This is a genomic window from Actinotalea sp. C106, from assembly GCF_023630195.1.
GTDB lineage: Bacteria > Actinomycetota > Actinomycetes > Actinomycetales > Cellulomonadaceae > Actinotalea.
In genome coordinates this window covers 1-20,560 of record NZ_JALPKN010000026.1, presented here as the reverse complement: position 1 = coordinate 20,560, position 20,560 = coordinate 1, and the positions used below count along the sequence as shown (strand labels likewise).

Genomic DNA, 20,560 nt, shown 5'->3' with positions numbered 1-20,560 from the left:
AGGCCTCGTCGAGCCTCGAGCCGACCCGCAACGGAGCCGCCGGCGCCAGGCTCGGCACACGCGTCACGGGCGTGAACCCCGAGGGGGCGGGCACGACGTCGGCCGGGGTCACCTCGCCGATCGCGAGCAGCCGGACCGCGCGGCCCTGACCGACGAGGTCCTCGACCATGGGGCCGGCCGGGCGGGCCAGGAGCTCGACCGCGTCGCCGAGCTGCTCGAGACGTCCCCCGCGGGCGAAGACGGCGACCCGGTCGCCCAGGCGCACGGCCTCGTCGACGTCGTGGGTCACGAGCATGACCGTGGTGCCGAGCTCGCGCTGGATGCGCCAGAACTCCTGCTGGAGCCGGCGCCGCCCGGCCGGGTCGACGGCGCCGAAGGGCTCGTCCATGAGGAGCACGGGCGGGTCGGCCGCGAGCGCCCGGGCCACTCCCACGCGCTGGCGCTCCCCACCCGAGAGCTGGTGGGGGTAGCGGCGGGTGTAGGTGTCCGGGTCCAGGCCCACGAGCTCGAGCAGCTCCCCGGTGCGCCGCTTGGCCCTGGCCCGGTCCCAACCCAGCAGGTCCGGGACGGTGCCGATGTTCTGGCCCACGGTGCGGTGCGGGAAGAGCCCTACGTGCTGGATCACGTAGCCGATGTGGCGCCGCAGCTCGACAGGGTCGGTGGTCGCGACGTCCCGGCCCTGGACCACGACGCGCCCCGAGGTCGGGTCCACCAGACGGTTGACCATGCGCAGGGTGGTGGACTTGCCGCAGCCGGACGGGCCCACCAGGACCATGAGCTCGTGCTCACGGACCTCGAGGTCCAGGTGCTCGACGGCGACCGTGCCGTCGGGGTACTCCTTGCGCACCTGCTCGAACCGGATCACCGGCTCACCGGTGGTGACGGGCCGCTGGGAGCTCATGCGTGGCGACGCTACACCGCGGGATCCCAGAGTTCGCGGTAGCGTCCCGTCGATGGAACCGGTCGCGAACCCCTGGTTCTCCTGGTCGTACGTGGAGCGGAACTGGGGGGACATCACCACGGCCGTCAGCCAGCACACCACCCTGACGATCCAGGCCATGGTCATCGCCTTCGCGATCGCGCTCCCGCTCGCGGTCCTGGCCCACGGGCGACCCCGGGTCGCGACCGCGGTGCTCGGCGCCACGGGGGCGCTGTACACGATCCCCTCGCTGGCCCTGTTCGCGATCCTGGCCCCCTTCACCGGCATCGGGCGCACGACGGTCCTCATCGGTCTGGTCGCCTACGCGCTGCTCATCCTGGTCCGCAACATCGTGGTGGGCCTCGAAGGGGTCGACCCCGACGTGCGGGACGCAGCCCGCGGGCTGGGCTACGGCCGGGCCCGGATGCTCCTGACAGTCGAGCTGCCCAACGCCCTGCCCGCGGTGATCGCCGGCCTGCGGGTCGCGACCGTCTCGACCGTGGCCCTGGTGACCATCGGGGTGGTGGTGGGCTTCGGGGGGCTCGGGCAGCTGATGTTCCGCGGGTTCAACAGCAGCTACCGCGCCGAGATCCTCACCGCGACCGTCCTGACCGTCGCCATCGCGGTGGTCGCCGATCTGCTGATCCTGGCCCTCGGTCGGCTCATGACGCCGTGGACCCGCACCGGGAGGGCCGCATGAACGACTCGGTCATCGAGCAGGCCTTCCGCTGGCTCAACGACCCGCTCAACTGGACCGGGCGCAACGGGATCCTCGAACGGACCGGCGAGCACCTGGGCATGTCCGCACTGGCGGTGCTGCTTGCCGCGGCCGTGGCGCTGCCCGTGGGGATCTGGCTCGGGCACCGGCGGAAGGGCACCGGCGTCGTGGTCGTGGTGGCCAACGCGTCGCGGGCCCTGCCGACCTTCGCCCTGCTGCTGATCTTCGCCTCGACGACGATCGGCTTCGGCAACCGCCCGACCGTCCTGGCCGTCGCCATCTTCGCGATACCCCCGATCCTCACCAACGCGTGCGCGGGTCTGCTCGGCGTCGACGCCGACGTCCGCGACGCCGCCCGCGGCATGGGCATGTCCGGGCGCCGCTCGCTCCTGCTGGTCGAGATCCCCCTCGCCCTGCCGCTCATCGCCGCCGGGATGCGCACCGCCGTCGTGCAGGTGATCGCGACCGTCACTCTGGCCGGCCTGGTCGGCGGCGGCGGTCTGGGGCCGCTCATCGTCACAGGGCTCGGCACGCGACGCTTCGGCGAGGTGCTCGCGGGGGGGCTCCTCGTCGCGGTGCTGTGCCTGGTCGCCGAGGTGCTCATGGCCGGGGTCCAGCGACTGGCCACCCCCGCCCCCATGCGCTCGATCGTTGTCAGGACGTGACCTTGGACGGCCCCGCACCGGTTGCCGACCTGGCAGTGGCCGGGATCGAATGGTCGACGGCGCGAGATGCGCCCTCGACCGATCTGGGAGATCTCCGTGCGCGTACCCCGCCCCGTCCTGGCCGCTGCTGCAGCCGGCGCCCTGCTGCTCGTCTCGGCCTGCGGCGACGCCGGCTCCTCAGGGACCGAGCCCGAGCCCGAGGCCGGTGGTTCGACCGAGGCGAACCTGGAGGTCTGCGCACCCATCGCCGGTGAGGAGCTCGTCGTCCTCGAGGACGACCTGGGCCTGCAGACCGTCGACAACATCATCCCCGCGGTCAACGCCGAGGCCGTGGCCGAGGACGACCAGATGATCGACCTGCTGGACCAGGTGTCCGCAGCCCTCGACACCGACATCCTCATCGGCCTCAACCGCGCGGTCGACGTCGAGCGCCAGACCTCCACCGAGGTCGCCGCCGAGTTCCTCGAGGCCGAGGGCCTGACCGAGCAGGAGGACGTCGGGGACGGCGCGAGCGTCGTGGTCGGCGCCGGCAACTTCTCCGAGAGCGCGACCCTCGCCGAGCTCTACGCGGGAGTGCTGAGCGCCGCGGGCTACGACGCGTCCACGCAGACCATCGGCAACCGCGAGACGTACATGCCGGCCCTGCAGGACGGCACCCTCACGGTGATCCCCGAGTACGTGGGCACCGTGACCGAGTTCATCAACCAGAGCGTCAACGGGGCCGACGCCGAGGCCGTGGCGAGCTCGGACCTCGAGGCCACGACCGCGGCGCTCACCGAGCTGGGCGCGGAGGTCGGCCTCGTCTTCGGCGAGCCCTCGGCCGCCCAGGACCAGAACGCCTTCGCGGTGACGACGGCCTTCGCCGACGAGTACGGGGTCACGACCCTCAGCGATCTCGCCGAGAGCTGCGCGATCACCCTGGGCGGGCCGCCCGAGTGCCCTGAGCGCCCGTTCTGCCAGCCCGGCCTGGAGGAGGTCTACGGGCTCGAGATCGACGAGTTCACCTCCCTCGACGCGGGTGGTCCGCTGACCAAGACGGCCCTGCAGCAGGGCGAGATCGCCGTCGGCCTGGTGTTCTCCTCCGACGCGGCCCTCGGGGCCTGACGAGCGCGACAGACCACGAGGGGCCCCGGTGCATCAGCACCGGGGCCCCTCGTCTCGTCCAGGCGCGCCTCTCGTCCAGCGCCGCCTCAGAGCCCGTACTCCTCCAGGAGGCGCAGCCACACCTCGCTGACGGTCGGGTAGGGCGGGACCGCGTGCCAGAGCCGGGGCAAGGGCACCTCGCCGACCACGGCGATGGTCGCGGCATGCAGCAGCTCCGCGACCTCGGGCCCGACGAAGGTGGCGCCGAGGACGACCTCACGCTCGGTGTCGACCACGAGGATCGCGCGTCCCTCGACCTCGTCCCGGGCCAGGGCCGCCCCGGCGACCGAGGAGAAGGGCACCTCGACCCGCCGGACCGCGTGACCCGCCTCGACGGCGGCGGTCTCGGTCAGCCCGACCGAGGCGACCTCGGGACGGGTGAACACGACCTGGGTGAGGGCGCCGTGGTCCGCCGTCGCGCGGTAGCGGCTCCACGCGGGCTGCGACTCGGCGGCCGCCGGCTCGACGTGACCGTCGGCCTCCTCCTGCGCTGCAGCGCCGAACCGCGCCGCGATGACGTCCCCGGCGACGCGCGCGTCGTACTTGCCCTGGTGGGTGGTCGCGACCCTGCCGGTGACGTCCCCGACCGCGTACAGCCACCCGTCGGCGACCGCAGCGACGTGCATGCTGTCGTCGACCGCCACGGGGGCGCCTGGCTCGAGCCCGACGTTCTCCAGGCCGAGGTCGCCGCTGCGCGGGCGCCGTCCTGTCGCGACGAGCACCTCCTCGGCCGTGACGACCCCCGCCTCGGTCTCGACCTCGACCCCCGACCCGCGGCGGGTGACCCGGGTGGGGCTGGTGCTGAACCGCACGTCCACGCCGCGGGCGCGGAGACCGGCCGTGACGGCCTCCCCCGCCGCCGGCTCCATCGCGCTGAGCAGCCGATCCCCCCGGACCAGCACCGTGACGGTCGAACCGAGGTCGGCGTAGGCCGTGGCCATCTCGGTGGCGACCACCCCGCCGCCGAGCACCACCAGCGAGGCCGGGACCTCCTGCGCCGCGGTGGCCTCCCGGCTGGTCCAGGGCTGCGACTCGGCCAGGCCCGGGACCTCGGGGACGACCGGCTCGCTGCCGGTCGCCACGATGACGGCGCACCGCGCGGTGATCGTCGTGGCCTGGCCCTCGTGGTGCACCTCGACGGTGCGGGGCCCTGTCAGGCGGGCGTGGCCGCGCACCAGGTCGATGCCCGTGGTCTCGAGCCACTGCACCTGGCCCGCGTCGTCCCAGCCGCTCGCGAAGGAGTCACGCCTAGCGAGCACCGCACCGACGTCGAGCATCCCCGTCACGCCCTGCGCCGCCCCGTCGACCGCGCGCGCGGCCTCGAGCGCGGCCCCAGGGCGCAGCAGGGCCTTGGAGGGCATGCAGGCCCAGTAGGAGCACTCGCCCCCGACCAGCTCGGCCTCGACGACGACGACGGTGAGACCGCCACGGCCGGCCCGGTCGGCGGCGTTCTCACCGACCGCCCCACCGCCCAGCACGACGACGTCGTAGGTGCGGTGATCGGTCTCGGTGGGTCCGGGGCTGCTGGACGCGGAGCTGGCGGGGGCTGGCGAGCTGGTCATCGGTTCCTCCACGGTGGGCGACGACAGCCATCGTCGTCCTGCGGGCCGCAGGGCGCACCCCCACCGGGCTGCCGGTCGCAGCCGGGTGAGGTCGGTCCTCGGCGAGGTCCGGCCTCGGGCGGGTCCAGGCCTAGGCAGTGTCAGGGGCCCATGGAAAGATCCCCGCTGTGATCCAGGACACAACCGTTGCCGACAGCCACGACCTCCTCCGTGTGCAGGGCGCACGGGAGAACAACCTCAAGGACGTCAACGTCGAGATCCCCAAGCGCCGCCTCACCGTCTTCACGGGGGTCTCCGGCTCGGGGAAGAGCTCCCTGGTCTTCGGCACCATCGCCGCCGAGTCCCAGCGCATGATCAACGAGACCTACAGCGCCTTCCTCCAGGGTTTCATGCCCTCCCTGGCCCGGCCCGACGTCGACCTCCTCGAGGGGCTGACCACCGCGATCATCGTCGACCAGGAGCGCATGGGCGCCAACGTCCGCTCGACGGTCGGCACCGCCACGGACGTCAACGCGCTCCTGCGCATCCTGTTCAGCCGGCTCGGCACCCCGCACATCGGCTCGGCCCAGGCCTTCTCCTTCAACGTCGCGTCGATCAGCGGCTCGGGCCGGGTCAAGCTCGACAAGGGCGGCCGGCAGACGAGCGAGGTGCGCAGCTTCTCGATCACCGGGGGCATGTGCCCGCGCTGCGATGGCATGGGCCACGTGAGCGAGGTCGACCTGACCCAGCTGGTCGACGAGACCAAGTCCCTCGACGACGGGGCCATCACGGTGCCGGGGTACAGCGCCGACGGCTGGTACGGGCGCATCTTCGGCGCGGTCGTCCCCGCCGACGTCCCCGTCTCGACCTTCACCCCGAGGCAGCGCCAGGAGTTCCTCTACGGCGAGCCCCGCAAGATCAAGGTCGACAACATCAACCTGACCTACGAGGGGCTCGTGCCCCGGATCCAGAAGTCCATGCTGTCCAAGGACGTCGCGAGCCTGCAGCCCCACATCCGCGCCTTCGTCGAGCGGGCCGTGGCCTTCACCACCTGCCCCGACTGCGAGGGCACGCGCCTCAGCGAGGCCGCCCGGTCCTCGACGATCCTCGGCATCAGCATCGCCGACGCCTGCCAGATGCAGATCAGCGACCTGGCCGCGTGGGTGCGTGACCTCGACGAGCCGGGCATGGCCCCGCTCCTGACCGGGCTGCAGCACACCCTCGACTCCTTCGTCGAGATCGGCCTGGGCTACCTGTCGCTGGACCGTCCGGCCGGCTCGCTGTCCGGGGGCGAGGCGCAGCGCACCAAGATGATCCGCCACCTGGGCTCCGCGCTCACCGACGTGACCTACGTCTTCGACGAACCGACGATCGGCCTGCACCCGCACGACATCCAGCGGATGAACGACCTGCTGCTGCGCCTGCGCGACAAGGGCAACACGGTGCTGGTCGTCGAGCACAAGCCGGAGACCATCGCCATCGGCGACCACGTCGTCGACCTCGGTCCCGGCGCCGGGACCGCAGGAGGCGAGGTCGTCTTCGAGGGCACGGTGGCCGGGCTGCGGGCGAGCGGCACCCTCACCGGGCGGCACCTGGACGACCGTTCCTCCCTCAAGGAGTCGGTGCGGGAACCCACCGGGGCCCTCGAGGTCCGCGGGGCCACCAGCCACAACCTGCGGGAGGTGGACGTCGACATCCCGCTGGGAGTGCTGGTCGTGATCACAGGGGTGGCCGGTTCAGGAAAGAGCTCGCTGATCCATGGCTCTGTCTCCGGTCGCGACGGCGTGGTCACGGTCGACCAGGGGGCCATCCGCGGTTCCCGCCGCAGCAACCCGGCGACCTACACCGGGCTGCTCGACCCGATCCGCAAGGCCTTCGCCAAGGCCAACGGCGTCAAGCCTGCGCTGTTCAGCTCGAACTCCGAGGGTGCCTGCCCGGTGTGCAACGGAGCGGGAGTGATCTACACCGACCTGGGGGTCATGGCCACCGTCGAGTCGCCCTGCGAGGAGTGCGAGGGCAGGCGGTTCCAGGCCTCGGTCCTCGCGTACCGCCTCGGTGGTCGGGACATCAGCGAGGTACTGGCCATGCCGGTGACCGAGGCAGAGTCCTTCTTCAGCACCGGCGAGGCCCGCACCCCGGCCGCCCACACGATCCTGGACCGGCTCGCCGACGTCGGGCTCGGCTACCTGACTCTTGGCCAGCCTCTGACCACCCTCTCAGGGGGCGAGCGCCAGCGGCTCAAGCTCGCCACCCAGATGGCGGGGAAGGGAAGAATCTACGTCCTGGACGAGCCCACCACGGGTCTGCACCTGGCTGACGTCGAGCAGCTGCTCCGGCTGCTCGACCGGCTCGTGGACTCGGGCACCTCGGTGGTCGTGATCGAGCACCACCAGGCCGTCATGGCCCATGCGGACTGGATCATCGACCTCGGACCCGGCGCCGGGCACGACGGCGGCCGCGTCGTCTTCGAGGGCACCCCGGCGGACCTCGTGGCCGACGGCACGACCCTCACCGGACAGCACCTCGCGGCGTACGTGGGGCGGTGACAGGCTCAGACCGAGCGGCCCATGAGAAAGGGCCCCTCTCCTGCATTTCCGCAGATGAGGGGCCCTTGACTGTGCGCCATCAGGGACTCGAACCCCGAACCCGCTGATTAAGAGTCAGCTGCTCTGCCAATTGAGCTAATGGCGCGCGGTGCAAGAGGCTACCACCAGGTCGGGGCTGGTGAGAAACCGGCGACCGGCACCCGCCCGGAACCCGCTGGAGCCCCGCGCCGGTGGTGGTTCTCGACGGTCAGCCGGTCGCGTCCCCACTCTGCTCGTCGGTCTCCTCGGCCTCGCTGGACGCGTCCTCGCCCTCCCACCAGGCGACGTCGGGCAGGCCCTCGTCCTCGAGGATCTGAGGGGAGGCCGGCCCGCTGGGCACCGCCAGGTCGGCCAGCAGAGCCAGCGGCACGTGCTGGCTGAGCAGGCTCATGACCTCCTGCGAGGCCTCGTCCTCGGGCACGGTCGAGGAGTCGACCTCTTCTCCGTCGTGCGGGGCGATCTTGTCGACGACCACGCGGCCACCTCCGTTCCGGCCCCGACCACCGATCGGGGCTCTCCAGGACAACTGCACCACCCGGGGGCCCGTTCCGCAACGGTGACGCGCGAGCATCACCCCGTCGGAGGCACAGGGACGCCGGACTGCAGGCTGACTATCGCAGGTGGCGGGTCACAGGTAGAGGCCGGTCCGCTGACCGGTGGCCTCGGGCTCTGCGACGCCGTGCAGGTCGCGTTCCCGGAGCAGCACGTAGTCGCTGCCGTGCAGCTCCACCTCGGCACGCTCCTCGGGGTCGAAGAGCACCCGGTCCCCTCGGGTGACCTGGTGCACGTGGGGGCCGGTGGCGACGACCAACGCCCACGCCAGGCGCTTGCCCACCGAGGCGGTCGCAGGGATGACGATCCCCGAGGTCGAGAGCCGCTCGGAGGACTCGGCGTCCATCTGCACCAGGACCCTGTCGTGCAGCATCCGGATCGGCGGGTGGGCCTCCGGGCGAGGGCTCGAGGCGGACCGACCGGAGGGCGGGGACGAGAGATCAGGCGTGCTCACCCGCGCACCGTACTCGGTACGCTGGGCCCCCCGTCACGAAGGAGAACCATGCCGCGCCTCAGCCCCGGTGACCTCGCCCCCGACTTCACCCTGCCGACGGCCGACGGTGGCACGATCACCCTGTCTCACCTGCGTGGCCAGCGTGTGGTGGTCTTCTTCTTCCCCGCGGCCATGACCCCGGGCTGCACCACCCAGGCCTGCGACTTCCGCGACTCCTTCGAGACGCTGCAAGGCGCGGGGTACACGGTGCTCGGCATCTCCCCCGACCCGGTGCCCCGGCTGGACGAGTTCACCCAGAGCGCCGCGCTCACCTACCCGCTGGCCTCGGACGTCGACCGCACGGTGCTGACGGCGTGGGGCGCCTTCGGCGAGAAGAAGCTCTACGGCAAGACCGTCGAGGGCGTCATCCGCTCCACGGTCGTCCTCGACGAGGAGGGCAAGGTCCAGCTCGCGCAGTACAACGTGCGAGCCACCGGGCACGTCGCCAAGCTTCGCCGAGACCTCGGGATCGCCTGAGGATGGTTCGCGCCCTGCACTTGGCGACGGCTACCCCCGCCGGGACCGGGGCCCTAGGCTCCCTCTGAGCGCGAGTGGCGAAATGGCAGACGCGCCAGGTTTAGGTCCTGGTGCCCTCGGGCGTGCGGGTTCGACTCCCGCCTCGCGCACCTCGGCCTGCCCCGCACCTGTCCACCAGATGCGGGGCAGGGCAGGCGGCATCACCCTGGGACGACCTACTCGATCCCAGGAGGTCCAGATGTCCCAGCAACCCACCCGCCACCCGACCCAGGCCACGCGCCCCGACCGGGCGCCGTACCAGTGGCTCGCTCTCGCCATCGGAGCGGTCTACCTGCTCATCGGCGTTGTCGGGTTCTTCATCACCGGCTTCGACGACTTCACCGAGCACGACCACTCCCAGACCCTGCTCGGCTTCGCCATCAACCCGCTGCACAACATCGTGCACCTGCTGATCGGTGTGCTCGGCGTCGTGATGTGGAGCAAGCGGTCGAGCGCCAGGGCCTACGGATGGCTCCTCGCGATCGTCTACGGCGCAACCTCGGTCTACGGCCTGATCGTCGCGGACGACCCGGACCTGAACATCCTCAACATCAACGGGGCGGACAACGGGCTGCACATCGTCAGCACCCTGGCCGGTCTCGCGATCGCGCTGTGGCCCGACAAGGACCGTCGGGCCGGCTCCGGCCGCGCCTGACCCTGGGCCGGATCACCGGCCGCTGAACGACCCCGCCCACGTCTGGGCGGGCCGCACGACCGACGCAGGCAAGGCGTCGCCCCGGAGGGATCGCCGGGGCCGCCTTGTCGGCGCGCCCCGGTGGCCCTCCGCCGTACGAGTGGCGCTGCGGGCTGACCTGGGTCACCGTGGACGAGTCACGGTGAGGAAGTCGCGCGTGACCGGATCGAACGTCCGGAGCAGCGACCCATGCCCTCCCCCGACAAGCCGCGCCACGACCTCGGCTCGGCCCTCCTGACACTTCTCACGGCACCGCACGCCGACCTCTCGGACTTCGCCCAGGGGGTCGCGCGCTCCCTCTCCACCGAGCTCGGTACGCCCTACGGCGTCGGCCTCACGGTGCGACGGCGCGGCGGCCTCGATGTCGCCGGGTGCAGCGAGGCGACCACCGAGTGCGAGCGCGCACTCGACCCCGAGGGCATCTCCCCCGCGGTGGCCGTCCTTGCCCGGCGCGAGGCCGCGCTCGTCGAGGACGTGGCGAGCGCCCCGTGGCGGGCCTGGCGCACCGTCGCCCTGCGGCAGGGCTTCCGGGCGGCAAGCATCGTCCCGGCTGCCACGACGACCGGCACGACCCTGGCGCTCACGATCTACTCCTGCGCACCCTCGCAGGCGTGGCCCCAGGCCGGGCCCCCCCGGGACGCCATCGACCTGGTCCGGGACGTCGCGCACGCCCTCTCCCTCCGCCAGCGGCGGGAGCTCACCCGGCACTCGGTGGAGGACCTGCGCACCGCGCTGGACACCCGCGCCGTCATCGACCAGGCCCTCGGCGTGCTCATGGCGCGCGACCGGTGCAGCGCCGACCAGGCGATGGACGTGCTGCGCAAGGAGGCCAGTCGTCGGCAGGTCAAGCTCCGCACCCTCGCCGCGCGCATCGTCGAGCAGGTCAGCGGGCGTCCCGCGCAGGACGGTACCCGCTTCCAGGACCGGAGCAGCGCATGACCCGTGCGGGTGCCCATCGAGGGCCTCGCTCGGCAGAACGGGGCGACCGCGCGTCCTGAGCGCGGCCACCCCGTCCCGGACGAGCTCTCCGTCAGCTCTGACCGCGCGACTCCTGCACGTGCTCCTTGGCCTGGGTCGCGTCATCTCGCAGGCCCTGTGCTGCGTCCGTGCCGTCGTCCTTGAGAGTCGTGGCCGCCTCGCGCGCCCGGTCCTGGACGGCGGACATCGCGTCCTGAGCGGGGGCGCGCAGGTCGTCGACCACGGACGAGGCCGCGTCCTTGAGCTGCTCGGAGTGCTCCGAGGCCTGCTCCTTCAGTCGGGCGCCCGCGTCGCGTTCGGCCTTGCTCGTGGGCAGCAGCGAGCTCGCCAACCACCCCACGCCGAAGGCGATCAGGCCAGCGGCAAGCGGGTTGCCCTCCGCCTTCTCCCGCAGGGTGCTCTGCAGGCCGTGCGCGACCTCCCCGGGTGAGGAGCTCTCCTGCTGCTTGCTGCGGACCGAGTCCTTCGCGTCGTGGGCGCTGCCCATCACGCGTTCCTTGACCGAGCCGACAGCGCCGCGCACCTGCTCGGTCTTGCGCTGCGCGATGCTGCTCGGGCTCACCTTGTCCTCGAGGGCGTCGACGTCCTGGCTGAGATCGGCACGAGTCCGCTCGATGTCGGCGCGAATCTGGTCCGGGTCGGTGCTCATCGGTTTCTCTCCTCATGTCCTTGCAGTGCGTCAGGGATCTTCTTGGCGGTCTCCATCGTCCGCGGGGCGCCCGTGATCTCCGTGATCTCGGCACGCCCCTTGAGGGCGAGCACCGCCGCGACGGCACCCCAGAGCACGGCGACGACCAGGGCCGACCAGCCCAGGTCGATCAGGTGACCGAGCCCCCACCAGAGGGCCACGGACAGGAAGAGGAGGAGCATGTGGCCTGCCAGGCCGGCACCAGCCAGCATCCCCGCCCCCTTCCCCGCCCTCGTGGCCGACTCGGAGAGCTCGGCCTTGGCCAGGGCGACCTCCTGGCGCATCAAGGTCGAGACGTCCTCGCTGATGCGCCCGAGCAGCTCACCGAGACTCGGCTGCTCATGGCCCTCGCTGCCCGTCCCGGTACCGGCGCCAGTGGTGGAGCTCATGGCGTCCTCCCCTGCTCGAGACCCGAGACCGGGTCGCCCGTCGCCGTGCCGACGCCGGGGCTGGCAGGTGCCGTGCCAGCCGGTGTGCGAGCGATCGGGGCCTGTCCCGGCGTCGAGGTGGCCGGCGAGGCGGCCGGGGCCGGCGTCGTGCCGGGGGTCGACGGAGCACCCGGGGCTCGGTGCGCCCCGCCCTGCACCGTGCTGGCCTGAGATGTGCTGGCCTGACCGGTGCTCGCCTGACGTGTGCCGCCGAGGCCCTGGTCCCCGTCGTCCTTCGACGGCGCGTCCTTGGCGCCACGGGTCAGCCGCCCGGCGACGACCCCCAGGCCCGCGGCGACCGCGAGGAACACCCCTGGCCGGCGTCGTGCGAAGTCCTTGACCTCGTCGACGAGGGAGCCGGGTTCGCGGTCCTCGAGCCACCCCGCGGCGGTGTCAGCCCGCGAGGCCGCCTGCCGAGCGAGGTCGGCGCCGAGCCCACCGCCGCCCTCGGCGCTGTCAGCCATCGAGCCGAGCTCGCTGCCCAGGCCACGCAGGCCCTCGGCGACCTTGGTCTGCTGGGCACCGGCCTGGCCGACGAGCTCGCTGCGCGCCTGGTCGAGCAGGTCCCGGGCCTGGCGGCCCGCCTCCTTGGTCACCTCGCCGGCCTCGGACCGCGCCTCACCGGCCAGCCCACGAGCTGAGTCGGCTGCGCTGTGCGCGACGCCCTCGGCCTGCTCCCGTGCCTCCTGCTTGGTCGATCCCTGGGCCCCGCCCGTGGACGGGGTCCCGCTGGTGCTGTACGTCATGGTGTCTCTCCTTCGCAGAGCAGGTCAGTCCTTCTTGAGCTTGTCCTGGACGGTGCCGGCGGCCTTCTCCACGATGTTCGGCAGGTCCGTGGTGCCGTAGAACCGGGCGTCGGGGCGGGTGGGCGGCGGCATCGGCACGCCCTTCTCCGGGGTCTCGCGGTAGCTGAACTCGCCGTTGCCGTCGGGGGTCGGGCCGCTCGCCCAGGAGCCCTCGCCCGCATGCTTGCCGTCGGAGAAGTTGATGTACTCGTAGGACACCTCGGTGGCCTCCTTGCGCTGAGGGAAGTTGCTGGGCACGGGCAGCTGCTCGTACCCCTCCTCCTGCAGCTCCCTGGCCGCGGCGACCCACTGGTTCTGGTGCATCGTGTCCCGGGCCAGGAGGAACGAGAGCAGGTCCCGGACCCCGGCGTCATCGGTCATGTGGTAGAGCCGCGCGACCTGCACACGGCCCTGCATCTCGGCGTTGGCGTTGGCCGTGAAGTCGGCGAGCAGGTTGCCGCTGGCCGTGATGTAGCCCGCGGACCAGGGGTTGCCCATGCTGTCGACCGGGCGTGCACCGGCCCCGGCGACGATCGCGTGCTGCAAGTCGGTTCCACCGATCACCGCGGCGACCGTCGGGTCGTCCTGGATGGCCTTCTCGGTCGCGCCCACGGGGGCCTTCTCGAGGAGCTGCGCGATCATCGTCGCGAGCATCTCGACGTGGCCCATCTCCTCGGCACCGATGCCGAAGAGCAGGTCCCGGTACTTGCCCGGCATGTGGGCATTCCACGACTGGAACCCGTACTGCATCGCCACCGTGATCTCGCCGTACTGCCCGCCGAGCACCTCCTGGAGCTTGCGGGCGTAGACGGCGTCGGGACGGTCGGGGCTGGCCTTGTGCTGGAGCTCTTGACGGTGGAAGAACATGGGAGACCTCCGATGTGCGGCCCTCGGGCCTGCGAACCTCGCTGTGGTTCTCGAGGTCTCGGAGGTTGCGCGCAGGATGGCCGCGCCACCCTCGAGAGCTCGAGGATTGCGCCGACACGTTTCCTGCGTCGGTCCTTCGCCGCCGTGGCCGTCTCGGCCTGCGGTGCCCTCACGCTAAGCAGGTCCTCGTCCACCCGCCACCGGAGGTTCCGGGATGCCCCGTCGCGTCCGTAGACGCACCATGGAGGCCGACGTAGATCGGTCCACGGGGGCAGACGACGGCGCCTCGCCCACGCCTCGACGGAGGTCTGATGAGCATCGATGGGCACAGCAGCCCCACAGCGACGCAGGCCGAGCAGTCTCCCGACCCCGCGAGCGCCGACCTCCAGGACCTCGCGCTCGACACCGCCGACGTGCAGGAGTTCCTCGACCGGCTGGTGCTCCTGACCGCGGAGGCCCTCAACGGCCGGGTCTCGGCGGGCATCACCCTCGCCCGGGAACGGCGCGAGGTCACCGTCGCCACCAGCGATGACAGGACCTCGCGCTACGACGAGCTCCAGTACGGCCTGAACGAGGGGCCGTGCCTGACCGCCCTCCGCGCCGGGACGGAGGTGCTCGTCGTCGACCTCGCGTCGGAGGGGCGCTTCCCGGCCTACCGCGCGCACGTCCTGCCCCTCGGGCTGCGGTCCTGCCTCGCGGTGCCGCTCGGCGGTCACGATCGTGCGACGGGGGCGCTGAACATGTACTCGGAGGAGCCGGGGACCTTCGACGCGGCCACCATCGCGGTGGCGCGGCGGTTCGCCGGCGAGGCGGCCCGTGCTCTGCGGCTCGCCGTGCGCCTCGCCCAGCAGGCCGAGCTCACCGAGCAGCTCGAGACGGCGCTGCGCTCCCGGGCGGTGATCGACCAGGCGATCGGGGTGATCATGGCCCAGAGCCGGTGCGGACCCGAGGCCGCCTTCGAGGTCCTCCGCACCGCGTCCCAGCACCGCAACGCCAAGCTGCGCGACCTCGCCGCCGAGATCGTGACCGCCGTGGCGCTCGTCCCGGCCTCCCCCGAGGGCCACGACCGCACCTGAACCGCATCTCGGCGACACCCGCGCCCCGACCGTCTACAGTCGGTGGAGGTCCAGCAGCGCGGCCAGCCGATCATCGCTGCCTGCGGAGGCTCATGGCCCACGACCACAGCCCCGGATCCCTGCCCGAGGGCGAAGGCTCGGTCGCACTCTTCCTCTCGAGCTCCCGCGCCCGCCTCGTGCTCACCGGGGAGATCGACGTCGCCCTGCGCGGGGAGATCAGCGAAGCGATGGACGAGGCCCTCGAGGCCTCCCTCCCGATCGAGATCGACACCCGTGGAGTGACCTTCATGGACTCCTCCGGGGTCTCGATGCTCGCGCGACTCTCGGCCCGGGCCCCGGACAGGCTCCAGCTCATCGACCCCCCCGAGCTCGTCCGCTTCCTGCTCGACCTCACGCGCATCGGGCAGCTCGTCGACGTCGTCGAGGCGGACCCGGGCTTCCCGTTCGACCCCGACCCCGACCCCGGCGTCCCGGCCGGTGGGGTCGACCGGGCAGCAGACTGACCCGCCGAGCACGACCCGCTGTCGGGCGAGTTCCCTTCCATCCACGGGTCAGACCCGCTCACCCACCCGGTGCAGCACCACCTCGGCGTACCCCGGCAGGCCGGCGCCGACCCGCGCGCTCATCCACGTCTTGTGCGGCTGACGGCGCCGATCGGTCGGCGACCCGGGGTTGAGCAGACGCAGCCCGCGCGGAGTGGTGGTGTCCCACGGGATGTGGCTGTGGCCGAAGACGAGCAGGTCGAGCTCCTCGGCGTAGGCGGCGTCCATCCGCGCCTCGCGTCCGCCTCGCGGCCCCGTCTCGTGGACCACGCCCACCCGCACCCCGGCCACCTCGGCCCGAGCGACCTCAGGCAGACGGGCGCGGATCTCGGGTCCGTCGTTGTTGCCCCAGCAGCCCAGGAGTGTCCGGGACCGCTCCTCGATCTCGTCGAGCAGCCGCAGGTCCACCCAGTCCCCCGCGTGCACCACGAGGTCGGCCCGCTCGACCGCTTCCCACACCTCGTCCGGCAGCTCTCTGGCGCGACGCGGCCAGTGCGTGTCCGCGAGCAGCACCACCTCGAGCGGAGAGCCCGCCTCCGTCACGACGCGCGCCATGGCGCCCACCCCCTTACCGTCGAGGAACCCGATCCGAGGAGCCCAGCATGCCGCGCGCGCCCCAGTCCTTGCCCGGCCGCAGCCCCGACGGCCACCATCACGTCGTCGTCGTCGGCTCGGGGTTCGGTGGCCTGTTCACCACCAGAGCCCTGGCCCGCGAGCCCGGGGTCGCGGTGACCTTGGTCGCGAGCACCGGCCACCACCTGTTCCAGCCCCTGCTCTACCAGGTGGCCACAGGCATCCTGTCCGAGGGCGAGGTCGCCCCGGCGACCCGCGAGGTGCTCCGCCGCCAGCGCAACGCCCGCGTGCTCCTCGGCACGGTGACCGACGTCGACCTCGAACGGCAGGTCGTGACCTCGACCTCCCCGGGCGGCACCACTACGACCTCCTACGACTCCCTCGTCGTGGCCGCCGGGGCCGGGCAGTCCTACTTCGGCAACGACCACTTCGCGCGCTACGCGCCCGGCATGAAGAGCATCGACGACGCCCTCGAGCTGCGCGGCAGGATCTTCGGGGCCTTCGAGCTCGCCGAGCTCAGCGCGGACCCCGAGGAGGTCGAGAAGCTCCTGACCTTCGTCGTCGTCGGGGCGGGCCCGACCGGGGTCGAGATGGCCGGCCAGATCGCCGAGCTCGCCCACCGGGCTCTGCGGGGGAACTTCCGTCACATCGACCCGCGGCGGAGCCGCATCGTCCTGGTGGACGCCGCCCCGACCATGCTCGGGGCCTTCAGCGACAAGCTCTCCCGCGCGGCCACCGCCCAGCTGGAGAACCTCGGGGTCGAGGTACGGCTCGGCCAGATGGTCACCGGGGTGGACGCCGACGGCTTGGACCTGCGCGCCCAGGACGGCAGCACGAGCAGGATCGCCACCCGGTGCAAGGTCTGGGCCGCGGGGGTCGCGGCCTCTCCCCTGGGTGCTCAGCTCGCCGAGCGGGCCGGGGCCGAGACCGACCGCGCGGGGCGGGTCCGGGTCGAGCCCGACTGCACGCTGCCGGGCCACCCCGAGGTCTTCGTCATCGGGGACATGATGGCCCTGGACGACCTGCCCGGGGTCGCGCAGGTCGCGATGCAGAGCGGCAAGCACGCCGCCGGGGAGATCTCGCGGCGTCTGCGCGGAGAGACCCAGCGTCGGCCGTTCCGCTTCCAGGACAAGGGCAGCATGGCCACCGTCTCGCGGTTCTACGCGATCGCCGAGGTCGGCGGCCGCGAGGTGTCCGGGCTGATCGCCTGGGTGCTGTGGCTCGGCGTGCACGTGTTCTACCTCATCGGCTTCAAGAACCGCGTGACCACGCTGCTGCACTGGTTCGTGAGCTTCATCGGCCGGGGCAGGTCGGAGCGCACAGCCACCTTGCAGCAGGTCCGGGCCCGCCAGGCCCTCGCCGCGCAGGACGAGGCCGAGCGAGCCCGGGCGCAGGAGCAGCTCACCGCGTCGGGAGACCGCCCGCGCGGTGACGCACCTGCGCAGAGGACGTGAGCAGCAGACCGGACGTGCTCGACGTCCTGGTCGTGGGTGGTGGGCCGGCAGGCCTCAGCGCAGCCCTGGTGCTGGCCCGTGCTCGACGGCGTGTCGTCGTGGTCGACGCCGGGGAGGCCCGCAACGCCGCTGCGCCCCACGTCCACGGGTACCTGGGGCTGGACGACACCTCCCCGGAGGACCTGCGGCGCCGAGGGCGAGACGAGGTGGCACGTTACGGCGGTGTGCTGCGGGCGGGACGGGTCACGAGCCTGCGGACGGCCTCGGACGGCTTCCACGTCGGCCTGGCAGACGGGACGACGCTGCTCGCGCGGCACGTGGTGGTGGCGACGGGCCTGCGCGACGAGCTACCTGAGATCCCTGGTCTCGCCGAGCGGTGGGGCCGTGAGGTGCTGCACTGCCCGTACTGCCACGGCTGGGAGCACAGCGGAGAACGGGTGGTGGTCCTCGTCACGGCGTCGGAGGAGATCGACAAGGCCTTCACGCTGCGTCAGTGGACCTCGTCCGTCCAGGTCGTGCTGCACGGCCTCGAGCCGGAGGACCTGGGACCGGAGGTCCTCGAACGCCTCGACGCCATGGACATCGGCGTGAGGGCAGGGCCGGCCCGTCACCTCGTCCCGAGCGCGCTCCCGGGGTCCCCCGCGCCGCGCCGCGACCTCGCGGGCGCCGCCCAGAGCACGGGCCGGCTGACAGCGGTCGCGCTCGCGGACGGAAGCCACGTGCCGTGCGATGCCGTCGTGGTCCAACCCAGGCTACGAGCTCACGACGAGCTGCTCGCGGACCTCGGCGTGCCGGTCCAGGCCGACGCGTTCGGGGAAGAGGCCTCGAGCACCGACCAGGGCCGCACGGGCGTGCACGGTCTGTGGGCGGTGGGCAACGTCAGCGATCTGGGCGCCCAGGTCGTCGCGGCGGCGGCCGCGGGTCACCGCGCTGCCGTCGCGATCGACCACGAGCTCACGGCGGCGTCCGTGGACGCTGCCGTGGACGCCCGCCGCTCTCGACGGGTCTGAACCCTCAGGCAGTCGGGCCCGGGGCCTCGGCGGTGGCCTGCTGGGCCGCGAGCTGGGCGCGCACGTCCTCCATGTCCAGGCCCTTGACGGCCGTGACGACCTGCTCGAGGGCGGGGGCGGGCAGCGCGCCGGCCTGCGAGAACACCAGGACGCCCTCGCGGAAGGCCATCAGCGTGGGGATGGACGTGATCTGCGCGGCGGCGGCCAGGCCCTGCTCGGCCTCGGTGTCGACCTTGGCGTGCACCACGTCGGGGTGGGACTGCGAGGACTCCTCGAACACGGGCCCGAAGCGCTTGCACGGTCCGCACCACTCGGCCCAGAAGTCCACGAGGACGATGTCGTTCTCGGTGATCGTCTTCTCGAACTCGGTCTCGGTCAGCTCGATCGTCGGCATGGGTGAATCCTCCCTGGTTCGTGTCTCTGCGTGAACGTCGCCGCCGTCCTGGTATTCCGCGGCCTTAGGCTCCTGCCATGACCGACACCGCCGACTACCCCGAGGACCACACCCCCGACGGGTGGCTCTCCGAGGCCGACATCGCGACCGCCCGGTCGCGCCTGCCCATGCTCTACGTGGACGCCGTGCCCGTGCGGGTCGACGAGAGCGGGGACGTGATCGCGGTAGGCCTGCTGCTGAGGGTGTCGCACGACGGCGCGATGACCAGGGCCCTGGTCTCGGGCCGCGTGCTCTACCACGAGCGGGTGCGCGACGCCCTGCTGCGGCACATCGAGAAGGACCTCGGACCGGTGGCCCTGCCGCAGGTGCCGACCTCCCCGCAGCCCTTCACGGTCGCCGAGTACTTCCCCACCCCCGGCGTGACGCCGTACCACGACCCGCGTCAGCACGCGGTGTCGATGGCCTACGTCGTGCCGGTGGCCGGGGACTGCGAGCCCCAGCAGGACGCCCTCGACCTCGCGTGGATGACCCCCGAGGAGGCCTGCGCCGAACAGGTGCAGGTCGAGATGACCGGGGGCCACGGGTACCTGCTCCGCCAGGCCATGGCCCACGTCGGTCGCCTGCGCTGACCACCGCCGGTACGGGCCCTCGGTCCTGCTCGGGACGGCCCCTCAGCTGAGGTCGAGGACGGGCCAGTCGGCGAGGTCGGCCTGCAGGGCGCGGTCGTGCGTCGCGACCACCACGGCCGCGCTCGTCGTGCGCAGGGCATCGGTCAGCTCGTCGACCAGCGCCACCGACAGGTGGTTGGTCGGCTCGTCGAGCAGCAGCACGTGCGGGGCGGCCAGGAGGGCCCCGGCGAGGTCGAACCGTCGACGCTGCCCGAGGGACAGCTCCCCCAGGGGCCGGTCGAGATCCTCCTCGGTGAGCAGTCCCAGGCGGGCGACCGCGACGAGCTGCTCGGGGTCGAGGGCTCCCGCCTCGAGCAGGCGCAGGGCACGCCGGGCGTAGGCCTCGAAGCCCGTGGCCTCCGGGGAGTCCTGGGTCGTGGCGTCGTCCTGCCCCAGCAGGCCCAGCCGGACCCCGGGCCGCACGGCACGCACGCCGCGCAGGCTCGGCACCGTCCCGGCCAGTACCCCGAGAAGCGTCGACTTGCCCGCGCCGTTGGGCCCCGTGACCAGCAGCCTCCCGCAGGGCGGCAGTCCGACGCGCACCCCGGGGAGGTCCAGCCGGCCCGGCACCTGCGGGGCGCGCACCTCGAGCAGAGGGTGCGCCGAGTCCCCGCCCGCGGGCATCGCGGGCAGGTCGGGGAAGGTCAGCGCCAGGGGTGGTACGGGCACCTCGACGGCCTGGGCCTCGAGCTGCTCGACCAGTCGGTCCGCGGCCTTGACGTGGATCCTGGCCCGCGTGGCGCGGCGGTGCTTGTCGCTGCCCTTGGGTGGCCGCCACTCGTCCGAGAGGCCCTCGTAGGAGGCGTCGAGCCGCTCGGCGAGCTTCTCCCGCCGGGCCTGCTCGGCGGTGTAGCGCTGCCGCCAGCGCCGCAGTGCCTGGTTCCGCGAGAAGCGGTACGTCGCGTAGCTCGTGGCCCCGTAGACCGTGGGGCGGCCGTCGATCGACGGGTCGAGGTCCACGATCGCGGTCATGATGTCGTCGAGGAGTCGTCGGTCGTGGGTCACGATCACCACGGCACCGGGCCAGGTGCGCAGCTGCTCGGTCAGGTGCTCGATGCCCGAGGCGTCGAGGTGGTTGGTGGGCTCGTCGAGCAGCAGGACGTCAGCCCGCTGGGCGATCCGGCAGGCGAGCCGCGCCCGGTAGCGCTCCCCCACCGAGAGCGAGGCCAGGGGGCGGCTGCGGTCCCGCGGGGCCCCGAAGCGGCTCAACGCCTCGTCGGCTCGCCGGTCCGCGTCCCAGACACCGAGCCGTTCGGCGCGGGCCAGGGCCT

The 20,560-nt window shown here is 72.5% G+C and carries 23 protein-coding genes and 2 tRNA genes; 13 read left to right on the top strand and 12 right to left on the bottom strand.

Translation table 11 applies throughout. The annotated features are described in order from the left end of the window. The coding region (locus tag L0B03_RS03455) for an ABC transporter ATP-binding protein (RefSeq protein ID WP_250444087.1) at positions 1 to 901 on the bottom strand (901 nt) is incomplete at its 3' end. Positions 902 to 953: 52 nt separating this feature from the next. Here L0B03_RS03455 and L0B03_RS03450 point away from each other — a divergent pair. From L0B03_RS03450 to L0B03_RS03440, 3 genes are all read left to right on the top strand, one after another. After that, complete coding sequence (locus L0B03_RS03450; RefSeq protein ID WP_250444084.1) at positions 954 to 1,619, top strand: ABC transporter permease; 666 nt, start codon at positions 954 to 956, stop codon at positions 1,617 to 1,619. Then, complete coding sequence (locus L0B03_RS03445) at positions 1,616 to 2,302, top strand: ABC transporter permease (RefSeq protein WP_250444081.1); 687 nt, start codon at positions 1,616 to 1,618, stop codon at positions 2,300 to 2,302. The genes L0B03_RS03450 and L0B03_RS03445 overlap by 4 nt, the downstream gene beginning before the upstream one ends. Before the next feature lie 66 nt (positions 2,303 to 2,368). Next, a complete protein-coding gene (locus L0B03_RS03440; RefSeq protein WP_250444078.1) occupies positions 2,369 to 3,406 on the top strand; it encodes a glycine betaine ABC transporter substrate-binding protein in 1,038 nt (345 codons plus the stop codon). Positions 3,407 to 3,492: 86 nt separating this feature from the next. On the opposite strand, the gene L0B03_RS03435 is transcribed toward L0B03_RS03440, so the two are convergent. After that, on the bottom strand, positions 3,493 to 5,007 hold the full coding sequence (locus L0B03_RS03435; RefSeq protein ID WP_250444075.1) for an NAD(P)/FAD-dependent oxidoreductase: 1,515 nt from the start codon (positions 5,005 to 5,007) through the stop codon (positions 3,493 to 3,495). A 167-nt stretch (positions 5,008 to 5,174) separates the two neighbouring features. Here L0B03_RS03435 and L0B03_RS03430 point away from each other — a divergent pair, with 167 nt between their 5' ends. Further along, on the top strand, positions 5,175 to 7,532 hold the full coding sequence (locus tag L0B03_RS03430) for an excinuclease ABC subunit UvrA (RefSeq protein WP_250444072.1): 2,358 nt from the start codon (positions 5,175 to 5,177) through the stop codon (positions 7,530 to 7,532). Positions 7,533 to 7,604: 72 nt separating this feature from the next. Here L0B03_RS03430 and L0B03_RS03425 read toward each other — a convergent pair. The 3 genes from L0B03_RS03425 to L0B03_RS03415 all read right to left on the bottom strand — a co-directional run bounded on the left by L0B03_RS03425 (position 7,605) and on the right by L0B03_RS03415 (position 8,496). Beyond that, positions 7,605 to 7,677: transfer RNA gene (locus L0B03_RS03425), tRNA-Lys, on the bottom strand. A gap of 102 nt (positions 7,678 to 7,779) precedes the next feature. Further along, complete coding sequence (locus L0B03_RS03420) at positions 7,780 to 8,046, bottom strand: hypothetical protein (RefSeq protein ID WP_250444069.1); 267 nt, start codon at positions 8,044 to 8,046, stop codon at positions 7,780 to 7,782. A 153-nt stretch (positions 8,047 to 8,199) separates the two neighbouring features. Then, complete coding sequence (locus L0B03_RS03415; RefSeq protein ID WP_250444090.1) at positions 8,200 to 8,496, bottom strand: co-chaperone GroES; 297 nt, start codon at positions 8,494 to 8,496, stop codon at positions 8,200 to 8,202. 129 nt (positions 8,497 to 8,625) lie between these two features. On the opposite strand from L0B03_RS03415, the gene L0B03_RS03410 reads away from it, so the two are divergent. The 4 genes from L0B03_RS03410 (at position 8,626) to L0B03_RS03395 (ending at position 10,765) form a co-directional block, all read left to right on the top strand. Then, positions 8,626 to 9,093, top strand: coding sequence for a peroxiredoxin (locus L0B03_RS03410; protein WP_250444067.1), 468 nt, complete (start codon positions 8,626 to 8,628; stop codon positions 9,091 to 9,093). 68 nt (positions 9,094 to 9,161) lie between these two features. Next, positions 9,162 to 9,242, top strand: a tRNA-Leu gene (locus L0B03_RS03405). A gap of 89 nt (positions 9,243 to 9,331) precedes the next feature. Continuing rightward, complete coding sequence (locus L0B03_RS03400) at positions 9,332 to 9,787, top strand: DUF4383 domain-containing protein (RefSeq protein ID WP_250444064.1); 456 nt, start codon at positions 9,332 to 9,334, stop codon at positions 9,785 to 9,787. 228 nt (positions 9,788 to 10,015) lie between these two features. Continuing rightward, positions 10,016 to 10,765: an ANTAR domain-containing response regulator gene (locus L0B03_RS03395; RefSeq protein ID WP_250444061.1), complete on the top strand. Its 750-nt coding sequence runs from the start codon at positions 10,016 to 10,018 to the stop codon at positions 10,763 to 10,765. Positions 10,766 to 10,856: 91 nt separating this feature from the next. Here L0B03_RS03395 and L0B03_RS03390 read toward each other — a convergent pair whose 3' ends face one another. Genes L0B03_RS03390 through L0B03_RS03375 form a run of 4 tightly spaced genes read right to left on the bottom strand, consistent with a single transcriptional unit; the run spans position 10,857 to position 13,572 of the window. Next, complete coding sequence (locus L0B03_RS03390; RefSeq protein ID WP_250444060.1) at positions 10,857 to 11,453, bottom strand: DUF3618 domain-containing protein; 597 nt, start codon at positions 11,451 to 11,453, stop codon at positions 10,857 to 10,859. Further along, on the bottom strand, positions 11,450 to 11,881 hold the full coding sequence (locus L0B03_RS03385) for a phage holin family protein (protein ID WP_250444059.1): 432 nt from the start codon (positions 11,879 to 11,881) through the stop codon (positions 11,450 to 11,452). The genes L0B03_RS03390 and L0B03_RS03385 overlap by 4 nt, the downstream gene beginning before the upstream one ends. Continuing rightward, positions 11,878 to 12,666 carry a hypothetical protein gene (locus L0B03_RS03380; protein ID WP_250444058.1) on the bottom strand — a complete coding sequence of 263 codons (789 nt, stop codon included), beginning with the start codon at positions 12,664 to 12,666 and terminating at the stop codon, positions 11,878 to 11,880. The genes L0B03_RS03385 and L0B03_RS03380 overlap by 4 nt, the downstream gene beginning before the upstream one ends. Before the next feature lie 24 nt (positions 12,667 to 12,690). Continuing rightward, positions 12,691 to 13,572, bottom strand: coding sequence for a manganese catalase family protein (locus tag L0B03_RS03375; RefSeq protein WP_250444055.1), 882 nt, complete (start codon positions 13,570 to 13,572; stop codon positions 12,691 to 12,693). Positions 13,573 to 13,883: 311 nt separating this feature from the next. Here L0B03_RS03375 and L0B03_RS03370 point away from each other — a divergent pair, with 311 nt between their 5' ends. Together L0B03_RS03370 and L0B03_RS03365 are read left to right on the top strand one after the other, a co-directional pair. After that, positions 13,884 to 14,648 carry a GAF and ANTAR domain-containing protein gene (locus tag L0B03_RS03370; protein WP_250444053.1) on the top strand — a complete coding sequence of 255 codons (765 nt, stop codon included), beginning with the start codon at positions 13,884 to 13,886 and terminating at the stop codon, positions 14,646 to 14,648. A 92-nt stretch (positions 14,649 to 14,740) separates the two neighbouring features. Then, positions 14,741 to 15,151: an STAS domain-containing protein gene (locus tag L0B03_RS03365; protein WP_250444051.1), complete on the top strand. Its 411-nt coding sequence runs from the start codon at positions 14,741 to 14,743 to the stop codon at positions 15,149 to 15,151. A 48-nt stretch (positions 15,152 to 15,199) separates the two neighbouring features. On the opposite strand, the gene L0B03_RS03360 is transcribed toward L0B03_RS03365, so the two are convergent. After that, on the bottom strand, positions 15,200 to 15,745 hold the full coding sequence (locus L0B03_RS03360; RefSeq protein WP_250444049.1) for a metallophosphoesterase: 546 nt from the start codon (positions 15,743 to 15,745) through the stop codon (positions 15,200 to 15,202). Between the two features lie 47 nt (positions 15,746 to 15,792). On the opposite strand from L0B03_RS03360, the gene L0B03_RS03355 reads away from it, so the two are divergent. Both L0B03_RS03355 and L0B03_RS03350 read left to right on the top strand, forming a co-directional pair. Then, positions 15,793 to 17,217 (top strand): NAD(P)/FAD-dependent oxidoreductase, encoded by a 1,425-nt coding sequence (locus tag L0B03_RS03355; protein WP_250444047.1) that lies wholly within the window; start codon positions 15,793 to 15,795, stop codon positions 17,215 to 17,217. Then, complete coding sequence (locus tag L0B03_RS03350; protein WP_250444046.1) at positions 17,214 to 18,227, top strand: NAD(P)/FAD-dependent oxidoreductase; 1,014 nt, start codon at positions 17,214 to 17,216, stop codon at positions 18,225 to 18,227. Before L0B03_RS03355 ends, L0B03_RS03350 begins: the two co-directional genes overlap by 4 nt. Before the next feature lie 4 nt (positions 18,228 to 18,231). Here L0B03_RS03350 and trxA read toward each other — a convergent pair whose 3' ends face one another. Continuing rightward, a complete protein-coding gene (gene trxA / locus L0B03_RS03345; RefSeq protein ID WP_250444043.1) occupies positions 18,232 to 18,621 on the bottom strand; it encodes a thioredoxin in 390 nt (129 codons plus the stop codon). Between the two features lie 77 nt (positions 18,622 to 18,698). Here trxA and L0B03_RS03340 point away from each other — a divergent pair, with 77 nt between their 5' ends. Continuing rightward, entirely contained in the window at positions 18,699 to 19,250 is a 552-nt protein-coding gene (locus L0B03_RS03340; protein ID WP_250444041.1) for an NUDIX hydrolase family protein, read from the top strand. A 42-nt stretch (positions 19,251 to 19,292) separates the two neighbouring features. Here L0B03_RS03340 and L0B03_RS03335 read toward each other — a convergent pair. Then, positions 19,293 to 20,560, bottom strand: a 1,268-nt coding sequence (locus tag L0B03_RS03335) for an ATP-binding cassette domain-containing protein (protein WP_250444039.1), incomplete at its 5' end; no start/stop codon positions are given.

Excerpts from the sequence above, each read along its gene's own strand:
- L0B03_RS03365 (WP_250444051.1), top strand. The coding sequence starts at position 14,741 with ATGGCCCACGACCACAGCCCCGGATCCCTGCCCGAGGGCGAAGGCTCG.
- L0B03_RS03355 (WP_250444047.1), top strand. The coding sequence starts at position 15,793 with ATGCCGCGCGCGCCCCAGTCCTTGCCCGGCCGCAGCCCCGACGGCCAC.
- L0B03_RS03445 (WP_250444081.1), top strand. The coding sequence starts at position 1,616 with ATGAACGACTCGGTCATCGAGCAGGCCTTCCGCTGGCTCAACGACCCG.
- L0B03_RS03410 (WP_250444067.1), top strand. The coding sequence starts at position 8,626 with ATGCCGCGCCTCAGCCCCGGTGACCTCGCCCCCGACTTCACCCTGCCG.
- L0B03_RS03385 (WP_250444059.1), bottom strand. The coding sequence starts at position 11,881 with ATGAGCTCCACCACTGGCGCCGGTACCGGGACGGGCAGCGAGGGCCAT.
- L0B03_RS03370 (WP_250444053.1), top strand. The coding sequence starts at position 13,884 with ATGAGCATCGATGGGCACAGCAGCCCCACAGCGACGCAGGCCGAGCAG.
- L0B03_RS03435 (WP_250444075.1), bottom strand. The coding sequence starts at position 5,007 with ATGACCAGCTCGCCAGCCCCCGCCAGCTCCGCGTCCAGCAGCCCCGGA.
- L0B03_RS03360 (WP_250444049.1), bottom strand. The coding sequence starts at position 15,745 with ATGGCGCGCGTCGTGACGGAGGCGGGCTCTCCGCTCGAGGTGGTGCTG.
- L0B03_RS03400 (WP_250444064.1), top strand. The coding sequence starts at position 9,332 with ATGTCCCAGCAACCCACCCGCCACCCGACCCAGGCCACGCGCCCCGAC.
- L0B03_RS03450 (WP_250444084.1), top strand. The coding sequence starts at position 954 with ATGGAACCGGTCGCGAACCCCTGGTTCTCCTGGTCGTACGTGGAGCGG.
- L0B03_RS03395 (WP_250444061.1), top strand. The coding sequence starts at position 10,016 with ATGCCCTCCCCCGACAAGCCGCGCCACGACCTCGGCTCGGCCCTCCTG.
- L0B03_RS03390 (WP_250444060.1), bottom strand. The coding sequence starts at position 11,453 with ATGAGCACCGACCCGGACCAGATTCGCGCCGACATCGAGCGGACTCGT.
- L0B03_RS03340 (WP_250444041.1), top strand. The coding sequence starts at position 18,699 with ATGACCGACACCGCCGACTACCCCGAGGACCACACCCCCGACGGGTGG.
- L0B03_RS03440 (WP_250444078.1), top strand. The coding sequence starts at position 2,369 with ATGCGCCCTCGACCGATCTGGGAGATCTCCGTGCGCGTACCCCGCCCC.
- L0B03_RS03375 (WP_250444055.1), bottom strand. The coding sequence starts at position 13,572 with ATGTTCTTCCACCGTCAAGAGCTCCAGCACAAGGCCAGCCCCGACCGT.
- trxA (WP_250444043.1), bottom strand. The coding sequence starts at position 18,621 with ATGCCGACGATCGAGCTGACCGAGACCGAGTTCGAGAAGACGATCACC.
- L0B03_RS03380 (WP_250444058.1), bottom strand. The coding sequence starts at position 12,666 with ATGACGTACAGCACCAGCGGGACCCCGTCCACGGGCGGGGCCCAGGGA.
- L0B03_RS03415 (WP_250444090.1), bottom strand. The coding sequence starts at position 8,496 with ATGCTGCACGACAGGGTCCTGGTGCAGATGGACGCCGAGTCCTCCGAG.